Here is a 21025-nt window from a genome sequence, read left to right on the forward strand (position 1 = left end):
TGATAGTAAGTGAAAAATGCTCTTCTGAATTTGAGTCTTTTGACATCTTCTGTATGGTCTCCAATATCTGGTGGTATTACTACCCCTGATGGTTTTTTGGCTGCTGGCATATCCGCAGGATTGAAGTCTTCTGGGAAGAAAGATCTTGCTTTGCTGTATGCACCTGATGGTGCTTGTTGTAGTGGGACATTTACTCAATCAGTGACTCGTGCTTATTGCGTGGATCTGTGTATTGATCGTATTAACGCATCTGAGGGGAAAATACGTGCTGTAGTTATCAATTCTGGACACGCAAATGCTTGCACAGGTAGTAGAGGTAAAATTGATAGTGAGATTATTACAAATGAGCTTGCTCAACGACTGGGATTATCTAATGAGGAAGTTTTGATATGTTCCACGGGTGTAATTGGTGAGCCAATACCAGTACAAAGAGTAAAAAGGCATTTGGATCAACTTATAAGCAGTTTAGATAAGGAGGCATACCTGGATGCGGCGAATGCAATTTTGACAACCGATCTTAAAGTCAAGCAAATTGCCTATCAAACAGTTTTGGGAGGGCGAAGAATATCTATTGGTGGAATGGCTAAAGGCTCGGGTATGATTCATCCTTCAATGGCAACAATGTTGAGCTATATTACTTGTGATGTAGGCGTAAATCATATTCTATGGTCGGATATGATAAAGCGAGTTGCAGAATCATCTTTTAATTCCATTACAGTTGATGGAGATACGAGTACAAATGACACATTTTTAGCTTTTTCTTCTGGCGCAGAATTAGATTCAAAATATTTAGCAATACTTGAAGAGGGACTACATTTAACAGCCCAACATTTGGCTAAGGCAATAGCTAGAGATGGAGAAGGTTCTAATTGTTTGCTGGAGATAAAGGTTGAAGGTGCTCAAAGTGACTTAGATGCTCGTGTTATGGCTCGCGCAATTGCTTCATCTTCTTTAGTTAAAACTGCAATTCATGGTTCCGATCCTAATTGGGGAAGAATTATTGCTGCACTCGGTCGTGCAGGTATCTTTTTTAATATTAGTGAGGTCCAATTATGGATTGGACCTTATGAACTTTTTTCTAATGGATCACCTCTTGATTTTGATAGACAAATAGTTAGCAATTTTATGAAAGCAAGATTAAAAGGAAAATATTTGATTGATGATCTTATAAGTATCAGACTAAGGGTAGGGATAGGAAAAGGTTCTGGTACTGCTTGGGGGTGCGATTTGTCTGATCAATATGTTCGTATTAATGCCGACTACACCACTTAGACTAAAAAGCTAGTGATAACAGTAAGTTATAGAGATTAAAAAAGATTGGTAATCTTATGGTAATCATGCTAAACGACATATTCAAGCCTATCTTCTGACCTTATGGGACCCCATGGGGGGAAGCTAGTCCTAGCTCTATACGTAATCACCTTTCAGACATTTCTGGTAATTTTTTAAGGACCTAGAGATAGAGGTAAGCAATCTCTATCTCAGATCCCAAAGTAAATAACTCGTGCCTATCCATATTCGATTGGACATGGACAGAGCGGCTTTTTTTATGGTTTGTCGGAAGCTTTTAAAGACATCACCTGATTGGTCTAAGAATCATTCGAACTCAATTCCTATATCTCTAAGGAAGGATTCATATTGATAAGTCGACATTCCCTGAGCTGTTGCTCGGATGGATCTGATGTCTTTGTCTGATAAGTCAGCATTGAATTTAAATGCTTCTCGTCGCTTCTTTTCGTCAGTAATCATTTGATCTTTAGTGTTTTTCGTTTAACTCTGTTGGAGATACTCAGATCGTTATTCCTTGTTCTGATAAGAGGTTTGTTCTCTGATATCAGCAGTCTTTTTGTATTGATCTTTGGTTTGAATGATGTTTTAGTCATGGTATATTTTTAGATTTAAGATTTAAGTATCCATTCACTGAGCATGGACTCAGCGTTTTGTCTTTCGTCCTCTGACCAATGACTTTTTACTTGTTTAAAAGCATCATTTGAGATCTCACCCTCAGACCAGAATCGGATCCTTTTTGTTTGGTTGTTTGTATGTGTATGCATTGATGTTGTTTGGTGGCTTAGACGGTTGATGATTGTGGAGTTGTTATTGGGAGTAGGGCTAAGTGATAGAGAGTGCAAAGATCTTCCTCTGCCTCTTTCAAGATCTCGATGAAAAGAGGATCTTTATAAGCACCATCGGTATTGATTGACTTGGCTAATAAGACCAATTCATAAAGACGTTCATGGTTTGTCTTTGGTTCTGCTATCGCCTCAGAATTTGTTTTTGAGGGTTCGTCCAATAGTCGGAGAGTTGTTGGAGCTTTATCTTTTCTCTTCCCTCTGGTTTCGTTTGGATTCTTTGGATATTCCCTCTGTATCTCTTCTAGATCGCTTTTGGTTAGTGGAATTGGATCATAAGTATCAGTCTCACTATTCCATTGTTTACGAGCTGATAGAGCAATGACTTCACTAAAACCCATCGCACTCATATTGTTTAAAACGTATTGAGAGCTAAGAGGAAAAGATTGAAAACATTCCAGCTGCTCCTTCAATCTTTTGTTATTGGGTTGTTCTTTAATGAGCTTCTCTAAGTTATGAATTAACTCAGCAGCTCCAATGATCTTGCTAATAAATACCTTTTTAAAACCAAGCTTTTGAAGACTTGGTTGAAGAGATTTGCTGATTTTCTTGGATCTCCATTTGTATTGATTTGAAGGTGTCGAAGACTCCCAGTGATCAATCTCAGTATTCCTTTCTAGGAATGCCTTAACCAATGAGTAAGCGTACTTTGCATAGTTTGTATTGACTGAATCGGTCTGCTGTTCAAACTTCTTTAGTCCTTCTAATACCTCACTCCCAACTCGATTAAAGACCCACTCAACATCTTCTCTAAAGCGTTGATCAGGTTTTCCGTCATCGTTTGTTGGCGTAAATATTATTGTTAGATCTGACATTATTTATATCTGTGTATTTGTTTCCCTAGGGAAATAAGACGTCTTACTTCCGAGGTTGGTAACTTGCCTGACTTACGGAAGAGACAACCACCTCAGTCTTAAACCTGAGCTAATAGAAGATATTCACTTGGATGTAAAAAGGAAGTTTCTCCAATCGCTCACCCACCACCGTGGGAGACGGTTGGCGCCGCCTTATACGTCCTGTGTTTTACCTTCTTAAGTTGTCTTTTCACTTTGGAGAGGTTTATGTATCCGCCGTTCTAATTGCGTCTAACTAACAGGGTTGAAATTATAGGTATAACCTGAGTTGCCTTATGTCTCAGTTCCAAGGCTTCAACCAACCAAATCACGAGCTACTTCTTTCGATATTCGCAGTGACCCATTTCTTTATTCTCGATGCCAATCGAGTGCGAGATAGTGTAAATGCTTCTTTCTCTATAATAATGGCAACTTTAGTGTGAAGTAATCAGTCGCAATCTATTTCGTTAGCTTTGTCTCTATCAGATCAAAGAAGTCCTAAAGAGGTGTATTTGGGAAAACTTGAAAATCACTTACTGCGAAATCTAATACTTCCCAATTAGTAGACTCGGAAGCTATCTCTAATGCTTGATCAGGTGTTTCAGCAATTACAACAGTTTGGAATCCATGAGAGTCTTTAGATCTATCTATGACAAAAGCATTAGGGATACGAACGACCCAAGTTCTTTGAGTGTATTTATTGGGTCTTGATGAAGGGAAAACCTTTTTCGCTTGTTGACTAATAGAACTCATGAACTTCCCTAGTGGGGTTGAAAGCCAAAGCATTTCATCGAGTTTTGCTAACTGAAGTTGTCTTTGTGTCTTCTCGTTTTTGTTTGTTTTACTCATGACTTTGTTCTCATAGTGAATACACTTTTGAATCCTGAAACAATTCGACCAAAAGGATTAGATAACCTAAGAGATCTATTAAGTTCTTTGATTTGTTCTTGCCTTTTCATTTCTAAGGTTTGTTCACCTCTTTCAACCAAGATCATTTGAACCATTGAATGAAGTTCTTGATGAACCGAGTTCTCAAAGTTGTCTCTCCAGTAGAGATCTAAATTATGGAGTCTTTCAGTTGAAAGAGCTTTTGTTCTGTCGTACCAGACCATATGGTCTTCTGGGTCTAAACACATGATTTCTTTTAAGTAGTTGGTTAGTACTTTTACGCTTTAGTTGACTTCGAATGTGACTCCCATCACAGCAGTAATGTCTTTATTAATTGTGCTTGTGTCATAAGACCCCCAGCTACTTACTCTTGTTGAATTGGGTACTGTGATTTGGAAAACGCCAGTATCAACCTTTCTTACATTGCCTAGTTCTGAACCAGTTTGATAGACAATGGCTTCTGCTCTTGTATGTGCATCCTTCGTAGCTTTGGCGAGCATATCTACGCGTTTAGCTGCGAGTTTTGTGTATGTGAACTCAGGTCGACTTGGTCTTACAAGAACTCCTTTACCAAGTAGTTCACTCATTTGTCTATATGTCTGATCAATATTGAAAACATCATTACTTTCAATTTCTATCCATTGAGATGTAACCCATTTCTTGGAAATTATTTCACCTGTTTTAGGGTTTTTGTTTATTTTTTTTGATGTGGATGCAGGTAATAAAGCAACAGACTGGGAGTCATTATTTCTTACCCCAAATCGATCAAGGAATGCAATTGTTTTATTGATTGATACTTTGTGTTTTTTATAAGAATCAACTTGTGAATTACCTTCTGTTTCAACTTTAATATCCCATTTTGCGATATCACTTTCGATTCGTTCGGTGCTCGCTCCAGTTACTGTGATTGTGTTTGCAGCGGGTTTAAGTCCATCAACCAAAATCTTAGATGCACTTGTAAATCCAATAAGACCGCCGATTGATAAAACTGTTGTAGCGAAAACAAGAGGAGGTGTACGACGAATAATTTGAACCGAATTGGCAGGTAAAGCCCTCAAAAGCGATAAAACTTTCATTGGATTAATTGTCGAAGTTGTGAGGAGTTGTATCTAGCGAAAAATCAATTCAATTCGAATAAATGAATCTCTGGCTTTCGTTGATTGACCAAGGAACTGGTATTTCGCTTCCCATCAGCGCACCTTTAATGAGTGTGCCAATTTGTGAGTTGGTTCCTGATCATGCAATATCTTGATCGGGGTCGCAAGAGTTTGAATGTACTAATTAAGAAAATTGCAAAACTAGGAATTTCAACTGATTGATTAGTATTGCAAAGCCTATGCTGCTATTTCTTTGTAGAGGTATTGTTGAAAATCGATAAAAGTATTTTTAATTTCCTCAACAGAGCCAAGCTTCTCCTGAGCGTCATTCAGGGTTCCATATTTAGCCATGAGAACTTTACTTAGTTTGCTTGGATCAAGTTCTTCAACACCTTTTTCAACATAATTTTGAAGGACAGAAGAAACAAACTCTCGTTGATTTTGATTGAGTAAGTTTAGAATATTTGATTTGTTCGTTGCTACGCGTCGAACTCTTGTGACAGGCTTTTTGGCATAAGCTATGTATTCAAGAACATCGAAAAGATCGCTATTTTTTGCATTTATCATTTCTTGCAACTTCCTCAAATCATCGATACCGCATCCTTGCGATTCTAGTTTTTCTATTAGATCTTTTCTTGTCATTGGATTAGACCACACTTTGCGTAATTCAGCTTCGCTTTTAAATAGTTCTGGGAGTTTTACGTCGTCAAATAAATAATTTAAAAACTCTTCAACACTTAAGGGTCTTCCATTGACATAGAAATAAGAACTAGTCATTGTTTCTATTTCTCGTATTCGGTTGTCACTTAACCTCACCTTGATTTGAGCAGGTCTAGGTGGTCTTGGTGGTAGAGGAGGTCTAACCGTTCCATCACCATCATCATCGCCATCGCCATCAGGTTCGGGTTCAGGTTCTCCATCCCAGTCAGGGTCATTAAATAAATGATATGCGTTGACAAAATCGATGATTGTGAAAAAGAATTTATCTTCAAATAACCTTGTGCCTCTTCCAACTATCTGCTTGAACTCAATAATGTTATTAACTGGTCTCATGAGAACAATATTTCTAATATTTCGAGCATCCAAACCTGTACTTAATTTTCGACTTGTTGTAAGTACAGTAGGGATACTTTTTTCATTATCTTTAAAATATTTTAAATACGTCTCGCCAAGCTTGCCGTCATCTGAGGTAACCCTTACACAGTAGTCAACCGACTTAATACTTGATTCTTCACAAATCATATCTCTAATCATTGCCGCATGTTTTTGACTTGCGCAGAAGACAATTGTCTTTTCTTGTGAATCGATAGATCGAATGATTTCTTGAACACGCTTTCTTTCTCTATCCTTACTAACAATGATGCGATTAAAATCTCTCTCTTCATAGACACGATTTTCATCTATTTCTCCTTCTATTATTTCGTCACCTGGGTGGTATTGATAGTCGTCTATTGTTGATTGAATTCTCTTTACTTTGAATGGTGTAAGAAAACCATCCTGAATACCATCTTTTAAGCTATAAGTAAAAACTGGATCTCCAAAATATTTATATGTATTGGAGTTGGTATTTCTATTTGGAGTTGCTGTTAGTCCGAGGTGTACAGATTCTGAAAAATAATTCAAAATTGCACGCCATTGACTTTCATCGTTAGCCCCACCTCTGTGACACTCGTCAATAATTACTAAATCAAAAAAGTTTTTTTCATATTGTCCAAAATAGGGATCATCATTTGGACCACTCAGAAATGTCTGAAAAATAGTGAAGAAAATATTTCCGTTTTTAGGGACTTCTTTTTCTTTACTTATCTCTCCTGGATCAATACGAATCAGTGCATCCTCATCAAAGCTTGAGAAATCTCGTAATGCTTGATCGGCTAAAAAATTTCTATCACAGATGAAGAGTATTCTTGGATGACGTTTATGATTTTTGTTAAGAGTCCATTTCGTTTTGAAAAGCTTCCATGCGATTTGAAAAGCGATAAATGTTTTGCCAGTTCCTGTAGCCAAAGTCAGAAGAATTCTTTTTTTATCATCTGCAATTGCCTCTACAACGCTATTAACAGCTAGTTCTTGGTAGTAGCGAATAGGCATTGTTCCACTCTTCTCCTCAAAAGGAATCTCATTGAAGCGATCAATCCACTTTGATTGAACATTAAATGTTCGATTCCATAATTCATCAGGAGTAGGAAAATTGTCGATATATCTTCTCTCGCCTGATTCATGATTTATCTCATAGATCTCTTTGCCGTTAGCTGCGTAACTAGTCTTAAGCCTGAGTTTTTGTGCATCTCTTATAGATTGTCCTACACCTTCAGAGACATCCTCTTCGTCGCTTTTCGCTTCTATGACGGCTAATTTTCTATTCCGATACTCCAAGACATAGTCGGCTCTCGATTCTTTTCCTCTTCTACCACTAGGCTTGATTTCACCAAAAGTAATACGGTGCTCACGACGAACACGAACACCAGTAGCACTATCAGTTTTCCATCCAGCTGCTAATAGCTGTGGATCAATCAGTTCGGCTCGGGTATCTGCTTCGTTCATGATTCCTCTTGTTTTAATTCGCTTGAAAGGACGCTCTTTGTAAGTTTGCCGTAAAGTTCTAGTGATTGTTTAGTGAGATTGATTGCTTCAACAAGTCTTTTTTCTAAATCACAAAATTTTGAAGACAATTTCTTTTGAGTTTCCAAATCAGCTCTAACAAAAGGATATTGTTTTAATTTAGTACCATTTATATTTGCTTGGTTAATACTCTCTGTCATTACAGAATATCCATATTCTCTAGTTGACTTTACATTTAGGAAGAAGTTAAGGAAGTAAGGATCAACTTTAGATTTGTCATAATTAACTCTTATTAAATAACCAGCAAACAAAGCTTTTTCTTGTCCTTCCCAAATTGCAGCCTTCCCTACATGCAAAGCACTATTTGTTCGATTAAAAAAAACATCGAACTTACTAATTTGATATTTATTAGCTTCCCTTTGGTCGTCTAAATAAACCAACTCATCCAGATCAAATTTTCCACCTTGCATATTACCCATCCTTAAAACAGGGAACTCTCCTTCTTTAGAACATTTTTTTGATGTCCCGTATTGAACACTCTTAATCACTTCTTTCAATTCAACAACAGGAAAATTCTTTTTTAGGTCTCGAAGCTTTTCTTCAATATATGAATTAAATAAAGTAGATAATTTCTTTAATCTATCTTTTAAGATTCTCTCAGAATTATCAATCTCAGCAAAAGCAGTATCAAGCTTGGCGACGATTCGTTGTTGTTCTGTGAAATAAGGAATAGAAAAGTTAAGTTCTTTGAGTAATTTATAATGTCTTGCATAACCAGTACTTTCTGGCATATATAGTTTTAACAAATAATAAAAATATTTTGGATCCACATCATCTATAGGCTGAAGTATTTTGACTCCATCAGCACCGGTAATAAAATCAAAATCTATATATTTTAAAATCCTTGTGTGATCACCAAAGACAACGATAGGCTTTTTAATTTTAAAAAGCATTTTAGAGTCATTGCAATATCCACTAATTAATGAAGCCTCTTGAGAAACAACGGGGAAATTACCATCCTTTAAATATTTACTTTTCTCAAGCTTGGGTGGCGTTTTAACTTTTTCTAAGCATTCATTAAAACTAATATTTTTCAAAATCATAATAACTCCTTTATTTTCTGAAGAGCCTCAGTTGCTTGTACATCAAGTCGTTCAATTTCAGCGATAATTTCTTGAGGGGTTCGATTATCAATCTCTTCGACAATATTGGGATTGTTAACTGTTAAATCCCAAGTCTCTTGATTGATTGTTCCAATATCGACTAACCAACTATTTTCGCTTAATTGTCTTGTTGTAGACTTTTCAACAAAATCAGCCAAATCACTTTCATTCAACGAGTTAGTTTTACCCATACTTCTACCAACATTAAGCTGGTAGTACCAAACCTCTTCGGTTGGGTTACCTTTCTCGAAAAACAAGACCACTGTCTTAACTCCTGTCCCTATAAAAGAACCCTGAGGTAAGTCCAAGACGGCAAATAGATTACAATCCTCGAGAAGCTGCTTACGCAATGCAACGCTTGCAGTATCAGGATTACTCAAAAAAGTACTTTTGATTACCACTCCACATCTTCCTCTGACTTTCAACATCTTGATGAAATGCTGCAAGAATAAATAAGAGGTTTCAGATGTTGTTATGGGAAAGTTTTTCTGAATCTCTTTACGCTCTTTACCACCAAATGGTGGATTAGCAAGTATTACGTCTACTTTTTCATGCTGTTGAATATTTTCAAGATTTTGTGTAAGGGAATTAGTACGAACAATATTAGGTGCTTCTATGCCATGAAGAATCATATTCATGATTCCAATGATATAAGCAAGTATTTTCTTTTCTTTTCCAAAGAAAGTATTTTCTTGTAGAAGTTGAAATTCTGCTGCATTTAATTCTTTACTCTTACTCATCCAATCGTATGCCTCACATAAGAATCCTGCACTACCTACAGCACCGTCATAAATGGTTTCTCCTATCCTGGGGTTTATTACTTTAATAATGCTTTTAATTAATGGTCTAGGGGTGTAATACTCTCCGCCATTCCTCCCAGCATTTCCCATGTTTTTAATCTTGTCTTCATATAAGCTGCTAAGTTCCAATTTTTCTTTATTACTACGAAATTTCAGACTGTTTACTTTATTTATTACATCTCGAAGTGCATAACCACTTTGTAGTCTATTTACGAGTTCAGAGAAAATCTCACCTATTTTATACTTAAGGCTTCGAGCATTCTCTGCACTTTTCTTGAGCTTTGCTAAATGAGGAAAAAGCTTTTGATTTACAAAAACTATCAAGTCAGATCCAGTCAATGCATCGTCTTCGTCTAGTTTTCCGTTCGGCTTTATAGGGAACGCCCACTTCCCCCAACGAAACTCTTTGTTAATGATTCTCTCGTATGATTTTCCGTTCAAGAGAGCTGCTGTTTCTTTGTCGCTTTCATAGTCATCGAGGTATTTTAGAAATAGTATCCAACTAGTTTGCTCTATGTAATCAAGCTCAGTGCTACACCCAGAGTCGTTTCTTAGAGCATTATCAATATTTTTAAAAGCCTCTTCGTACATTTATTGACCTCCTTGAGATGCCTTGTGTTGCCTGTCTTCAATACTTAGCCATCCGTCATTTATAAGTTGATCAAGCTTTATTTGCATATCAGAGATCGAAGTAAATAATTCCTTAGACTTTTTAGACGTTCTTTTAACAACTTTTTGTTCTTCAAGAGTAGGAATGATTATCTTCATTGATCTAATTGATTTGACAGGTAAAAAGGGAATAGTTGTACCTTGTGTCGCTGATGAGATTATTTGTTGGCCAAAAGAGCTACGTAAATAAAGCAATAAAGATTCAGGAGTGAACCTTGATTGATCATGTATGCGAAGGATACATAGAGATGGACCAGGGATCGTTTCTTTTAATTCCTTTGTCACAAGAGCTACTTTTCCAATCGTTCCCTTGATCGAGATCAATAGATCACCTTTTTTTATAAAAGTTGGATTTGCTCTAGTAATAAAACCCTCTTTAACCAAAGTTTTTTTAGCAGGTTCTTCAAGCAGACCTAGATAATTAATATCTGATATCATGGCTTCTCTTAATTCACTACCCTTACTATCTCTTTCAATAAATAGTGGACGAATTAATTCTGCTATTTCTCCAAGCTCTACTGATTTACGAGTGTCAAGATAAGAGAGTAGGTTCTTCTCTTCTTTGCTAATAATATAATTTTTTAAACTTAAGTCATATTCATTTGATTCGATTATATTTATCTTTACTGCAGCCGAATTTGCAACCTTTTTTTTATTAATAATATTATTAATTAACTTGTTTAATTCATTGTCATTCCATCTTGAAAAAGTATGTTTTTCATCTTTATTTTTCTTCTTTACTCCTGAAATATCATAAAAATATACTGGATCGCTATCAGTTCTTTCCTTATTCATAATTAATAGAATACCTTGTATATTTGTATCTGTAATCATTCCACTAGGAAGTTGAATAACCGCATCTAACCAGTTATTCTCTATGATTGTTTTTCTAAAATGAGTTAGTCCTTTACTAGTCTGAAAAAGTATTCTTGGAGGCACTAAGCAAATGGTTATTTTTTTTGTATTAAGAGTTGAAAAATATACTCTTCTTGCATCTAAATCTTTAATCGTTTTTGATAATTCTAGTTGTTCTTCTCCAATGATAGGTGACCAAATGTCATAAAAATCATTAGTTTTTTGATTCCATGGTGGACCAGAAAAAATAGCATCTGGACGACTTGAAGAATTTAATATCTCTTGATTAATAGAATCACCATATAATTTTATATATGCCTTTGGCCATGTTATCCATGGTGACTTTATGTCCATTAATAAGGTCTTATTCTCAGAAGCAAATAAGGGAGCTAAGCTGGAGCCTAAGGGATATAGGCATCCTAATGTTTTGATATTTTTAGAATGAAAAATATCATTAGTTATCTTATAAACAAGTGGATCTATTACTATCTCTGCGCCATTTCGGCCATATACATTTGATTTTAGAAAATATATTTCCCTGATTATGAAATCAATATTTTCTTTGTCATCTTTGGCTACTAGTCTTGCAGTAGGCATAAGAATATTTCTTAATTCTTCAAGCTCAAATTTTTTTATTATTTTATAGTTATTTGTTTCACAAATATCACTAAGGTCTAAATCAATTCTTCTTGAAATCTCTTTTACTAGATGAGTAGAGTTGAAATTAATAGATTCAAGTGAATCGAAGTAACCGATAAATTCTTTAGTTGTTTGTGGTATCCATTTAGCCCATAGCAGCATTAGCAATATCCATGCAAATTGATCGTCTATGTTCCTTTTTCCTCGTCCATGATCTAATGCATAAACAATAGAGTGAAGTGCATTTTTTTGGAATTCATTCATGACTCACCTCGACATATCTTTTTTGAGCGTCTATTTCTTCCGAGAATTCTATTTTGTACTGACTGCTGCCAGCGTGCTTCGTCGAGTTTTTCAGCTGCCAAGATAATTTCTTTAGGCATCATGAACCCAAGCCAGTCGTAAATTGCTTGTCTCAGAAGTGCATTGGTCTTCATACCTTTATCTTTAGCTATCTGCTCGATCAGCATGAATCTAGATGGATCGAGCAAAAGCTGCACGTACATTTTGTTTCCGTGATTTCTAGCCATTTATTGATTCTCCTCAATGCCTTTGTTATTTAGGGAATCTTCCTGACTAATTTGCGTGCTGTCTTTCCCTAAGTAAATCCTTTCAAGTCGTTCTCGAATCTTTAAATCTTTAGAATGCTCCTCGTTTAAATCCTTTTCCCAAGGAATTCCTTCTACGCAAGCTTTATCTATTCCAGTGATCAAGTGATTGATTATTCCGCTTTTTATTTGATCACTTTGATTAACCCATTTCAAGAGCTCGTAGCGAATCTTTGAACGACTATTTGTTTGAGGTGAGAATTGGATCTCTAGATCTTTACCAATAAGAAAACTTTTGTTCGCTAATAGTCCGCAAGGGAAGTCTCTCTCATAAGCGATGACATCAGTCTCTTTGCCTCTCACACTCATTCTTACCATTACTCCTGTACCTCGAACTTTTTTGAAGCGGAATAATGTTTTTACAAGTTTGGCTTTTGTAATCATTTTCCAAAACTCCTGACGTAAGAGTCAACGCGATAAGCGGTAATAAATGCTCCATTCGCTTGGACTACGACAATCCCACCCTGGTCACGAGCCTTGAGTAGATTTTTCTTCTCTTGCTCAAAGTATTTTTTCCCTTGGTCAAGATCTTTAATGGCGGAATCAATTTGTTTTGTTCCTAAAACTATTTTATCCCCTTTTGGGAATCCGTAGCGTTGAGCCATCTCAATGGTGGATTGGAGAATGCCTCTTTGTTGGATGCGAGATCCGAAGTGTTTTGTGGTAAGCATAAGCTTGTTTGTTTGTATGAACTATTTATACATCATCCAGAAAGAAAAAAGCAACTACTACCAGAAACTTCTGAAGCCAGAAGTTTATAAAACATAGAGATTTTCTCCCTGTAATCTTCTCAAACTGCATGTAGTGCAGTTGATTTGCTTAGGTTAAGGTTTGGTCTAATTTTTTATTACAAAATGTTGATTTCAGTAAAAACAAGTGGATTTGAAGCTCAATTGAACATGTAACTCGACTTGAAAACTTCAGAAAGATCACCTGAACCTTGCCTCAATCGAGGCAATTGCACTGGTTGCACATTTAAATCATCAGCTAGTTTCGATAAAGGATCACCACTGCATGTGTGAACGAATCCATGCCTAATCCTTTCTTTTGCTTTGTCCATATCGTTAGGAAGTACTTTTAAGCAGTCATGAATCAATGCGATTGGTTGTATCCAATCTTGGAAGGATGATTTAAGAACAGCAGCGTCATAGCTATGTACAAATGATGGTGCTAAAGCTTTCTCCATTGCTTTGTAGTCAGGTCTCTTACCTTCACCGATGCCGAGTGTCACTTTGCCTAGGTGAGTTGTTCTGACCTGCACTACATCAATCTTATTCTTAGACAAATGGATCTTGTCTTGGTTAGGTGTAGTCCATTGGATTGATTGTGATCCATTCTTTCGAGCTTGTTTATATAAAGCTTTAATCCATCTCAAACTTTCAAATGCCATAGGGAATACTTCTTTTGAAGCTTTATCTAAGACACTCGTGATGTATTCAATGTGAGGTTTGTAGCTGATGGTGTCAGGGAATACGCCTTCATCGATGAAGAACTGTTTGATGTCTGATCTGTAGGTTTGCAATGTCGCTCCATACACTGCTTTCATCAGTATCTTTTTACCTAGCTCTCTCTTAACTAAGTACTGCTGTAGCCATTCGGTTGCTGGATCTTGTGAGACTATCTCTCGAGCAATTCTCAAGACTTCTTTGTAGGCATCTTGAGGAGGATCATTAGGGTGATCGGGTGCTAAGAGATTAGTGAACTTCATCCCTTTTGGATCTCTCCTCATTGCACTTAAGAGTTGAAGACCAGAGGCAGTTGAGTCAGCTCCTATTCCAACTTTCCACTCATTCGTTTCTCTAAGGAAACAAACTCGATTGAACTCATATGCGAGTTGTAAGAACTGCCAAGGTTCGTCACAGCCTTCCCAGCGTTCGCTCATTTTGAGTGGATCTTTGGTTATCTCTTGGATGAGTTCTTTGTTGCCGTATGTCCATTTGCTTCTTTCTTCATAAGAGACTTTGCTCCCAATAAATGCAGCGCCGACTGCCTGGGCTGCATACTCTTCTCCTCTCTTGTTGAGTTTGCAGCCTCGCTCAAAGCTGATGATGGCACGTTCAAGATCACTCGATTGTGGATGGAGAAATGATTGTTGGCTGTACATTCTTCCTCTTGAATCACAGCTCCAACTCAAGTAGAAGTGGGGTTCATTTTTGTATCTATTAGCTAGTGAGATAACGCGTCTTGATCTGACACTTTTTTCTTTTGATTCAGCAAGTTTTGTATAGGCAACTGCTCTCATTTTTCTCCAGTCAACTCTTTCGATATCTGTTGGTTCTAGTTGTTTAATTCGCTCAGGCATCTCCTGATCAAGAACTTTACTTCTTTCGATGGCATTCAAGGAACCAATTGTTGATCCTCTTTCAAGTGCCTTACTTGCAATATTAAAAATGTCTTGATCAATGATCCATGATGTCCTGTTGAGTGTGTTTAAGAGATTGATTGCATCATTTCCAAATTCGCTTTTAGATCCATTACGACCAAGCGGATTAAGTTGTCTGATCCATTGGTGGTAGTAGCCGCCAGTAAAGTTTTTGCAAGATGCTCCAACCTCGTATTCCCAATCAATTGGCACCTCAATTAATGGATGAGTTTTAACGCTGATCGCTTCTAACTCAGCTTGGTAATGAGCGAAGTGTGCTTCTAGTTCTGCTGATAGTTGAAGGAAACTTTGCTTCTTATTAGGTGTGATTTGCTTTGTAGATTTTGAGATGAATTGAAGCTTCAAGGCTACGTCTAAAACAAATAGACCTACTCTTTGACTCTGTTGGTTTGTCCAATCTGGGTAAAGATCATCCCCTGTCCAACCTCTTTCCTTCAGTAGTCTTTCTATGGTCTTTTTGCCTCCGTATTGCCTGAAGTGAGGGCTTGAACCTTTGGTGTTCAACTCTTTGATTAGAGCTGTCACGGGAGACTCTGGGGCTACCTCGATGTAGTAATTCGTCCTCAGTTCATCTTCTATTCTTCTACCAATAAAGCTTGCTGCTTCTGCTGTTCTGGGTAAGTCGTACTTACATACTCCAAAGCTATCAAGGATTGATTTTAGACAGATAACTGAAAGGAGATATCCTTCAGGATCAAGTAATGAGATTGCATCCTGCATTAATGGATATGCGATAACAATGTTTGTAGTTGTTGCTCTTCCCCATGCTGTTTTGCTTGTTGTTTGGAGAAGTTCTTTTGCGAAGTCGGGAACGAAGGTACTTAGGAAATGTCTGCCAAATTCTGTGCTACTGAAATAACCTTTCTGCTTTGCTTGTAGAACTTGTTTTCTAATCTCTTCTGTTGCTTCTCGACTTGAATTTATTTCATGTAGTAATTGTTTTTCTGACATTATTTACTTTTTAAGTTTGGATATTTTTAAACAAAAACATCTGCTAAACCGATAGTTGTTATTTTTCTGATGTTGTACATTAGCTAATTCTGAAAATCTTCGAACCAGGAGTTCTAGGAGGATCAAAACCTATCACTCGATCTAGATAGAAGCATCTTTTGCAAGTTAGGAAGTTTGAGAAACGACCTCTACTTATCTTGAAATCTGCTGTTTGATTAGGGGTATAGGAAGAGGACTCTTTACTATGAACGCCAGTTGCTTTTACAGGTTCTTTTTTGCAGTTTCTTTTGAGGTCGATCATTCACAATGTTCTTTCAACAATTTAATTGCTTCTTCGAATTCTAATTCTGCTGATTTTTTCCAATCCTCACAGGCACCCTTAAGGTCTCCCAATGCCTTCTTACATTTACCTGACTTGCAAAGATAAATACGCTTCCAATGCGAGAAACCTGATTCCAGGAGTTGATTGTAATCACTAATTGCACCATTAAAATCATCTAGCAGTTCCTTTATTTCAGCTCGATTACTTATTTCTGATTCTTCAAATTCGTCAGATTCTGAAATCTTCTTATCAACCTCTTTATAGGCAATCATCAGGTCAGAATTAGCTCCTTCTATATCTCCTGCAGCTTTTTTATACTTACCACGTTGTATATATAGGTCTACATCAAGATAATCAGAAGAATCATCAATTTCTTCATTTAATAGGTCAATTGCTTTTTGATATTCGCCTAGATGGTAATGATCTGAGGCAGCATCAATCATTAAAGAAGGAAATACTGCTTCAGGATCAATTTCATATGCTTTATAAGTGTCTGACAATGCTCCTTTGAAATCATTAAATTCTCTTCTGCACTCTGCACGTCTACTATATGCCTTATGTATTGAGTCATCTAATTCTATTGCTTTATCTAGATACTTAATTGCCTTACTATATTCTAATTCTTCTGCATAAAGATCTCCTATAGATGCTAATGCTCGTTCATTTTCAGGTTGTAGTTCTAATACTTTTTTAAAATCATTAATTGCCAATTCAGAGTCATCATAATAAATTGTCAAACCTCTATTAAAGTAAGGTCCAGGATTACTTGGATCGAGTTCTATCGATTTATCCCAGGATTTAATAGCATTTTCTTCATCATCTAAAGAATCATATACATTTCCTAGATCAAAATAAGTATCTGCATTATTTGGGTCTACTTTAATTGATTTGAGATAATCATCTTTTGCTCCTTCATAATCATCTTCATAATCACATTTTTCCTCCGCTCTATTCTTATAGAACTCTGCACTAGCTAAGACTCCCTCCGAAATACATTCCTGATCAATTAAATTATCGGCATAATTGTTACCTAATTTGGATGCTTTCTTCCAGAAAGAGCAAGCACCTTTTAAATCTGAAGAGCGAAACTTTATACTCCCTATATTTTGATGAGCATCAGATAGATCAGGATTTAATTCAACTGTTTTTTCAAAATCTGAAAGTGCTCCAATGTCGTCACCTAAGTCTCTTTTAGTAATACCACGGTTATAGTAAGCATCAATAAATTGAGGATTAATTTCTAATGCTGTGGTGTAGTCCTCTATAGCAGAATTAGAATCGCCAATAAAATCTTTGCAATTACCTCTATTAACGTATAAGGAAGCTAATCCCTTATCTTTTTTATTGATCTCTATTGCTTTATTGTAATCGTCCAGTGCTCCTAAATAATTTCTTGAAATATATCTGCTCTGAGCACGGCAAGAATAATCTTCAAAATTTTCTAGAACTATTTCGTTCCTGTCCTTTAATAAATCTCCTAATAATTCTTTAGGGTAAATAACTCTTTCATATTGTAAGTTAGTGAAATCTTCTCCTCCTTCATTGAGAAGATCAACGATTATATTTTTCTCTTTATTGTAAGGGTCAATATCCTTATCTTCTGGATCAATTTCAATAGCTTTCCTATAATCATCAATAGCTCCTAATATATCTCCTGTACTTTGCCTTAATGCACCACGATATCTATAGATATTAGCTGATTCAGGGCTTAGACCTAATGCTTTTGTGTAGTCATTAATAGCGTCTAAAGGATCATAATGTTCTTTTAGTAAGCCTCTTTGAATGTAATGCTTTGATGACTGCGGTTCTTTAGCAATGTTGTTTGTTTGACTATTAACTAGTTTTTCCATATTTTCATAACCACTCTTCAATTTGTTAATCGCTACGTCGTATCCCAGTCGAGCAGATAGGATAAGTTCCTTTCTTAAAACATTCCAAGGGGCAAGAGTCTCGATGAGTTTCTCTGCTTTTTGGAATTGAAAACAAGATTGGAAGTCAATTTGTTCTTTTAACCTGATTGCTTCCTCATTATTAGGATTTATTTCTAATGCTTCTTCGAAATCTTTTAAAGATCCTTTATTATCATTTAAAATATACTTAGCCTTTCCTCTGTTACATAAGACCTCATCAAGATAGTCTGAGTAAGTATTAGTATTAGTAATTAGATCTATACATATATTATAATCTATAAGTGCATATTGCTCTTTTTGAAGTCCTAAATAGCATTCTCCTCTTAAAGCGTAAATAATAGGATTTAATTTATCTATATCGATGTAACTATTCAAAGCTTTAATTGCACCTATATTGTCGTTACCCATCTTATAGAAAGCTATTAATCTATAGGCATCTTGATTCTTTGGATCTATCTTTAAAGCTTTTTCTAAATTCTCTAAAGCTGAGTCAATATCTCCTGATTTATATTTATCTCCGGCTATTTCAAGTAGTAGATTTACATCTATAGAATTTATAGTCGAATTTTTAGATTCATAATACTCATTTAAATATTCGACAGCTTCATTATTACCTAAATCTTTTGCTTTTTCTAAATCTTGAATAGCACCATTAAAATTTTTTGTTAAGTACCTTAAAACTCCTCTCTTTAAGTAACTAAATGAATAATTTTGATTTAGTTCAATTGATTTATTAAAGTCTTCTATAGCCTCTGAAAAATTCGTAATACCAATTTTACTAACGCCTCTGTTACTGTAATAACCATAATTATGAGGATCAATTTTAATAGCTTTATCATATTCTGATATAGCACCTTCATAGTCTTCTAAATGATTTTTAACTAATCCAAGGTTGGCGTATGCAAGAGCATTTCTTGGATCTATAGAAATTGATTTGTTGCAATCCGATATAGCACCTTCATAGTCTTCTAAATTACTTTTAGCTAATCCTCTTTGAGAGTATGCGTATGCAAAATTTTCATTGTAATCAATACATTTACTAAAAGCCTTTATAGCTTCATATGACTGAGCAATAGCTAAATAACTTTGACCTAAATTGTAATATGAATTTGCCCAATTAGGATTAATTTCTATAGCTTTATTTGCATCGTTTATTGCACCTGTAGGGTCTAGAAGGTCATTTTTTAAAGCAGCTCTATTACTGAAAGCAATTGCAAGTAATGGATTTATATCAATTGCTTTATTATAGGCAACTAGAGCATTTTTTAGGTCTTTAGTATTATGAAGTGTTAGACCTAGATTACAGTATGCAATAGCATTATTTGGATTTATTTTAATAGCCTCTTCGAAATCTTTCTTTGCTTCAAAGATATTTCCAGTCGAGATTTTCATTTCACCACTTCTTATTAAAGAATTCTCTCCAGTGTCTTTATCCTGGTACTCTCCAACATTAATCTCTTGGATATCTCTTATGTTTTTTAATATAGATTTTGCATCTTCATCACTTGGATCTAAATCAACTCCTTTTTCAAGATCTTTAATTGCATCATCAATTCTGCCTGATTTTTCGTATGAGAGAGCACGTGAAAAATAATATTCAGCTTCAACAGGATTAATAGCTATAGCCAAATCTAAACTTTCAATCGATTTCTCATACGCTTTCATTTCATAATTAGCTTTTCCTTGGTAATAAAGGTATATAGGGTTAAGTGGCTCTGACTCTATGCAACAATCAAGGTCTACTAAAGCTTTATTATATTGACCTTTTTTATATTGAATAATTCCTCTATTACCTATGATAGTTGGACAGTCAGGATCTAGACTTAATGCCTTTTTAATATCTAAATCAGCTCCTTCCTCATCTCCTAAAATAAACTTGATGTAAGCTCTATTACCTAGGCAAATCGTAGATTCTGGTTCTAATTCAATAGCTCTATTATAATCTTTAAGTGAAGAACTTGTATCTCCAATATATGAATTTGCAAGCCCTCTATTAATTAAGGCAGCAACAAGATTAGGCTTTATTCTTAAAGCTTGATTTAAATCTTCTATTGATCCTTTGTAGTCACCAACACGCATTTTTGATCTTCCTCTATTATTATAAGCTAGAGGTGAAGCAGAATTGCTATGATCTTCATCGATAATTTTTGTCATATCAATTATTGCACCTATATGATCACCTAATTCTGATTTAAGTTTTCCTCGATTTAAGTAAGCATTCCAAAAATCAGGTTTAATCTTAAGAGTACTATTGTAATCATTAATTGCTTCTTTATATAACCCTAATTGTTCCTTAGCAATGCCACGATTATAGAATGCCTCTTCGGCATTAGGGTCAATATCTAATACTGTAGAGTAATCATTTATTGCTCCTTCGATATCACCTGTATGTCTTTTAGCAAGAGCTCTTATGAAATAAATTTGAGGATATTTATCATCTAATTCAAGAGCACTATTGCAGTCATCAATAGCTCCTTCATGGTCGCCACTCTGTAGCTTTACGATCCCTCTTTCTTTTAGTGATTCTAGAGCTTCTAAGTTCACTTGATTATTCTCCTTATGATACGAATTTATAGATATTTTTTTTGCTGGCTTTTTTCTTAAACTTTTGGTAGTAATTATTCCACCTGTAAAAAAAATTACTCCAGCAATAACCATTGGTTTATCTACCTGCAATAAAGAAAGACCAACAGCAGTCGCAGCACCAACTCCTAAAGCAATGGCAGTATTTTTTAGTTTCATTTCTCTTTCTTGCTCCATTCACATTGACTTGCGTATCTTTCATAGATACGTGCAAAGCCTTTTTCAACTAGGTCTTCTTGAATATTCATAGGACCTTTGGATAACTCAGCGACTGTTCTTCCATATCGATCTTCAGTAATCCGCCTGATTGTGACTGTTGATCCAGCAATTAAATCATTGAGGTAATCTCTTGCTGCCTTTGCTGGAATTGGATCAGCCTTCTTACCTCTTAATTCAGGAGTATCAATACAAGCAAGTCGGATCTTTTCTCCTTCTGTAGTTGTACAAGTATCCCCGTCATAACAGCTCTGAATCGTGACGCTTGGTAGCTCTGGAGCACTTGGATAAGTAATCAGTGTCTGGAATAGCGCAAGCATCGCTAATACAAAGACAACAAATAACGCTGAGAAAAATCCAATAAGGAGATTCCTAATAAATCGTTGTTCGGAGTTCAGTTTATTCTTTGGCATT

General features: G+C 35.7%; 18 protein-coding genes and 1 pseudogene. 2 read left to right on the forward strand and 17 right to left on the reverse strand.

What is annotated here, in order from left to right; translation table 11 throughout:
- The first annotated feature begins 9 nt into the window (after positions 1–9).
- The gene (gene argJ, locus AC6EIY_RS07935) at positions 10–1272 is read left to right on the forward strand and encodes a bifunctional glutamate N-acetyltransferase/amino-acid acetyltransferase ArgJ (protein ID WP_498506400.1); all 1263 of its coding nucleotides are present in this window, start codon (positions 10–12) and stop codon (positions 1270–1272) included.
- A 324-nt stretch (positions 1273–1596) separates the two neighbouring features.
- On the opposite strand, the gene AC6EIY_RS07940 is transcribed toward argJ, so the two are convergent.
- The 13 genes from AC6EIY_RS07940 to AC6EIY_RS08000 form a co-directional block, all read right to left on the reverse strand.
- The gene (locus AC6EIY_RS07940; protein ID WP_498506401.1) at positions 1597–1749 is read right to left on the reverse strand and encodes a hypothetical protein; all 153 of its coding nucleotides are present in this window, start codon (positions 1747–1749) and stop codon (positions 1597–1599) included.
- Positions 1750–1898: 149 nt separating this feature from the next.
- Positions 1899–2054: a hypothetical protein gene (locus AC6EIY_RS07945; RefSeq protein ID WP_498506402.1), complete on the reverse strand. Its 156-nt coding sequence runs from the start codon at positions 2052–2054 to the stop codon at positions 1899–1901.
- A gap of 17 nt (positions 2055–2071) precedes the next feature.
- Positions 2072–2947, reverse strand: a complete 876-nt coding sequence (locus AC6EIY_RS07950) for a hypothetical protein (protein WP_498506403.1) — start codon at positions 2945–2947, stop codon at positions 2072–2074.
- A gap of 516 nt (positions 2948–3463) precedes the next feature.
- On the reverse strand, positions 3464–3814 hold the full coding sequence (locus AC6EIY_RS07955) for a hypothetical protein (protein WP_498506404.1): 351 nt from the start codon (positions 3812–3814) through the stop codon (positions 3464–3466).
- Entirely contained in the window at positions 3811–4101 is a 291-nt protein-coding gene (locus AC6EIY_RS07960; RefSeq protein ID WP_498506405.1) for a hypothetical protein, read from the reverse strand. The genes AC6EIY_RS07955 and AC6EIY_RS07960 overlap by 4 nt, the downstream gene beginning before the upstream one ends.
- Positions 4102–4137: 36 nt before the next feature.
- Positions 4138–4929, reverse strand: a complete 792-nt coding sequence (locus AC6EIY_RS07965) for an SIMPL domain-containing protein (RefSeq protein ID WP_498506406.1) — start codon at positions 4927–4929, stop codon at positions 4138–4140.
- A gap of 258 nt (positions 4930–5187) precedes the next feature.
- Positions 5188–7494 carry an EcoAI/FtnUII family type I restriction enzme subunit R gene (hsdR, locus tag AC6EIY_RS07970; RefSeq protein WP_498506407.1) on the reverse strand — a complete coding sequence of 769 codons (2307 nt, stop codon included), beginning with the start codon at positions 7492–7494 and terminating at the stop codon, positions 5188–5190.
- Entirely contained in the window at positions 7491–8615 is a 1125-nt protein-coding gene (locus tag AC6EIY_RS07975) for a restriction endonuclease subunit S (protein WP_498506408.1), read from the reverse strand. Before AC6EIY_RS07975 ends, hsdR begins: the two co-directional genes overlap by 4 nt.
- Complete coding sequence (locus AC6EIY_RS07980; protein ID WP_498506409.1) at positions 8612–10066, reverse strand: class I SAM-dependent DNA methyltransferase; 1455 nt, start codon at positions 10064–10066, stop codon at positions 8612–8614. The genes AC6EIY_RS07975 and AC6EIY_RS07980 overlap by 4 nt, the downstream gene beginning before the upstream one ends.
- Positions 10067–11902 carry an N-6 DNA methylase gene (locus tag AC6EIY_RS07985; RefSeq protein ID WP_498506410.1) on the reverse strand — a complete coding sequence of 612 codons (1836 nt, stop codon included), beginning with the start codon at positions 11900–11902 and terminating at the stop codon, positions 10067–10069.
- Positions 11899–12168 (reverse strand): hypothetical protein, encoded by a 270-nt coding sequence (locus tag AC6EIY_RS07990; protein ID WP_498506411.1) that lies wholly within the window; start codon positions 12166–12168, stop codon positions 11899–11901. Before AC6EIY_RS07990 ends, AC6EIY_RS07985 begins: the two co-directional genes overlap by 4 nt.
- Positions 12169–12630, reverse strand: coding sequence for a hypothetical protein (locus tag AC6EIY_RS07995; protein WP_498506412.1), 462 nt, complete (start codon positions 12628–12630; stop codon positions 12169–12171).
- Positions 12627–12851 carry a hypothetical protein gene (locus AC6EIY_RS08000; protein WP_498506413.1) on the reverse strand — a complete coding sequence of 75 codons (225 nt, stop codon included), beginning with the start codon at positions 12849–12851 and terminating at the stop codon, positions 12627–12629. The genes AC6EIY_RS07995 and AC6EIY_RS08000 overlap by 4 nt, the downstream gene beginning before the upstream one ends.
- Here AC6EIY_RS08000 and AC6EIY_RS08005 point away from each other — a divergent pair.
- Complete coding sequence (locus AC6EIY_RS08005) at positions 12843–13007, forward strand: hypothetical protein (RefSeq protein WP_498506414.1); 165 nt, start codon at positions 12843–12845, stop codon at positions 13005–13007. The two genes, AC6EIY_RS08000 and AC6EIY_RS08005, sit on opposite strands and share 9 nt — an antisense overlap.
- 128 nt (positions 13008–13135) lie before the next feature.
- Here the strand turns inward: AC6EIY_RS08005 and AC6EIY_RS08010 are convergent, their stop codons facing one another.
- The 4 genes and pseudogenes from AC6EIY_RS08010 to AC6EIY_RS08025 all read right to left on the reverse strand — a co-directional run bounded on the left by AC6EIY_RS08010 (position 13136) and on the right by AC6EIY_RS08025 (position 21024).
- Positions 13136–15580, reverse strand: coding sequence for a DNA-directed RNA polymerase (locus AC6EIY_RS08010; RefSeq protein ID WP_498506415.1), 2445 nt, complete (start codon positions 15578–15580; stop codon positions 13136–13138).
- Positions 15581–15683: 103 nt separating this feature from the next.
- Positions 15684–15881 (reverse strand): annotated as a pseudogene (locus AC6EIY_RS08015) (PD-(D/E)XK nuclease family protein); the annotation flags it as partial.
- Positions 15878–20572, reverse strand: coding sequence for a tetratricopeptide repeat protein (locus AC6EIY_RS08020; RefSeq protein ID WP_498506416.1), 4695 nt, complete (start codon positions 20570–20572; stop codon positions 15878–15880). The pseudogene AC6EIY_RS08015 and the gene AC6EIY_RS08020, both read right to left, overlap by 4 nt.
- Positions 20551–21024: a thermonuclease family protein gene (locus tag AC6EIY_RS08025; RefSeq protein WP_498506417.1), complete on the reverse strand. Its 474-nt coding sequence runs from the start codon at positions 21022–21024 to the stop codon at positions 20551–20553. Before AC6EIY_RS08025 ends, AC6EIY_RS08020 begins: the two co-directional genes overlap by 22 nt.
- Between the last annotated feature and the right edge of the window lies 1 nt (position 21025).

It is taken from the genome of Prochlorococcus sp. MIT2304 (assembly GCF_059772405.1).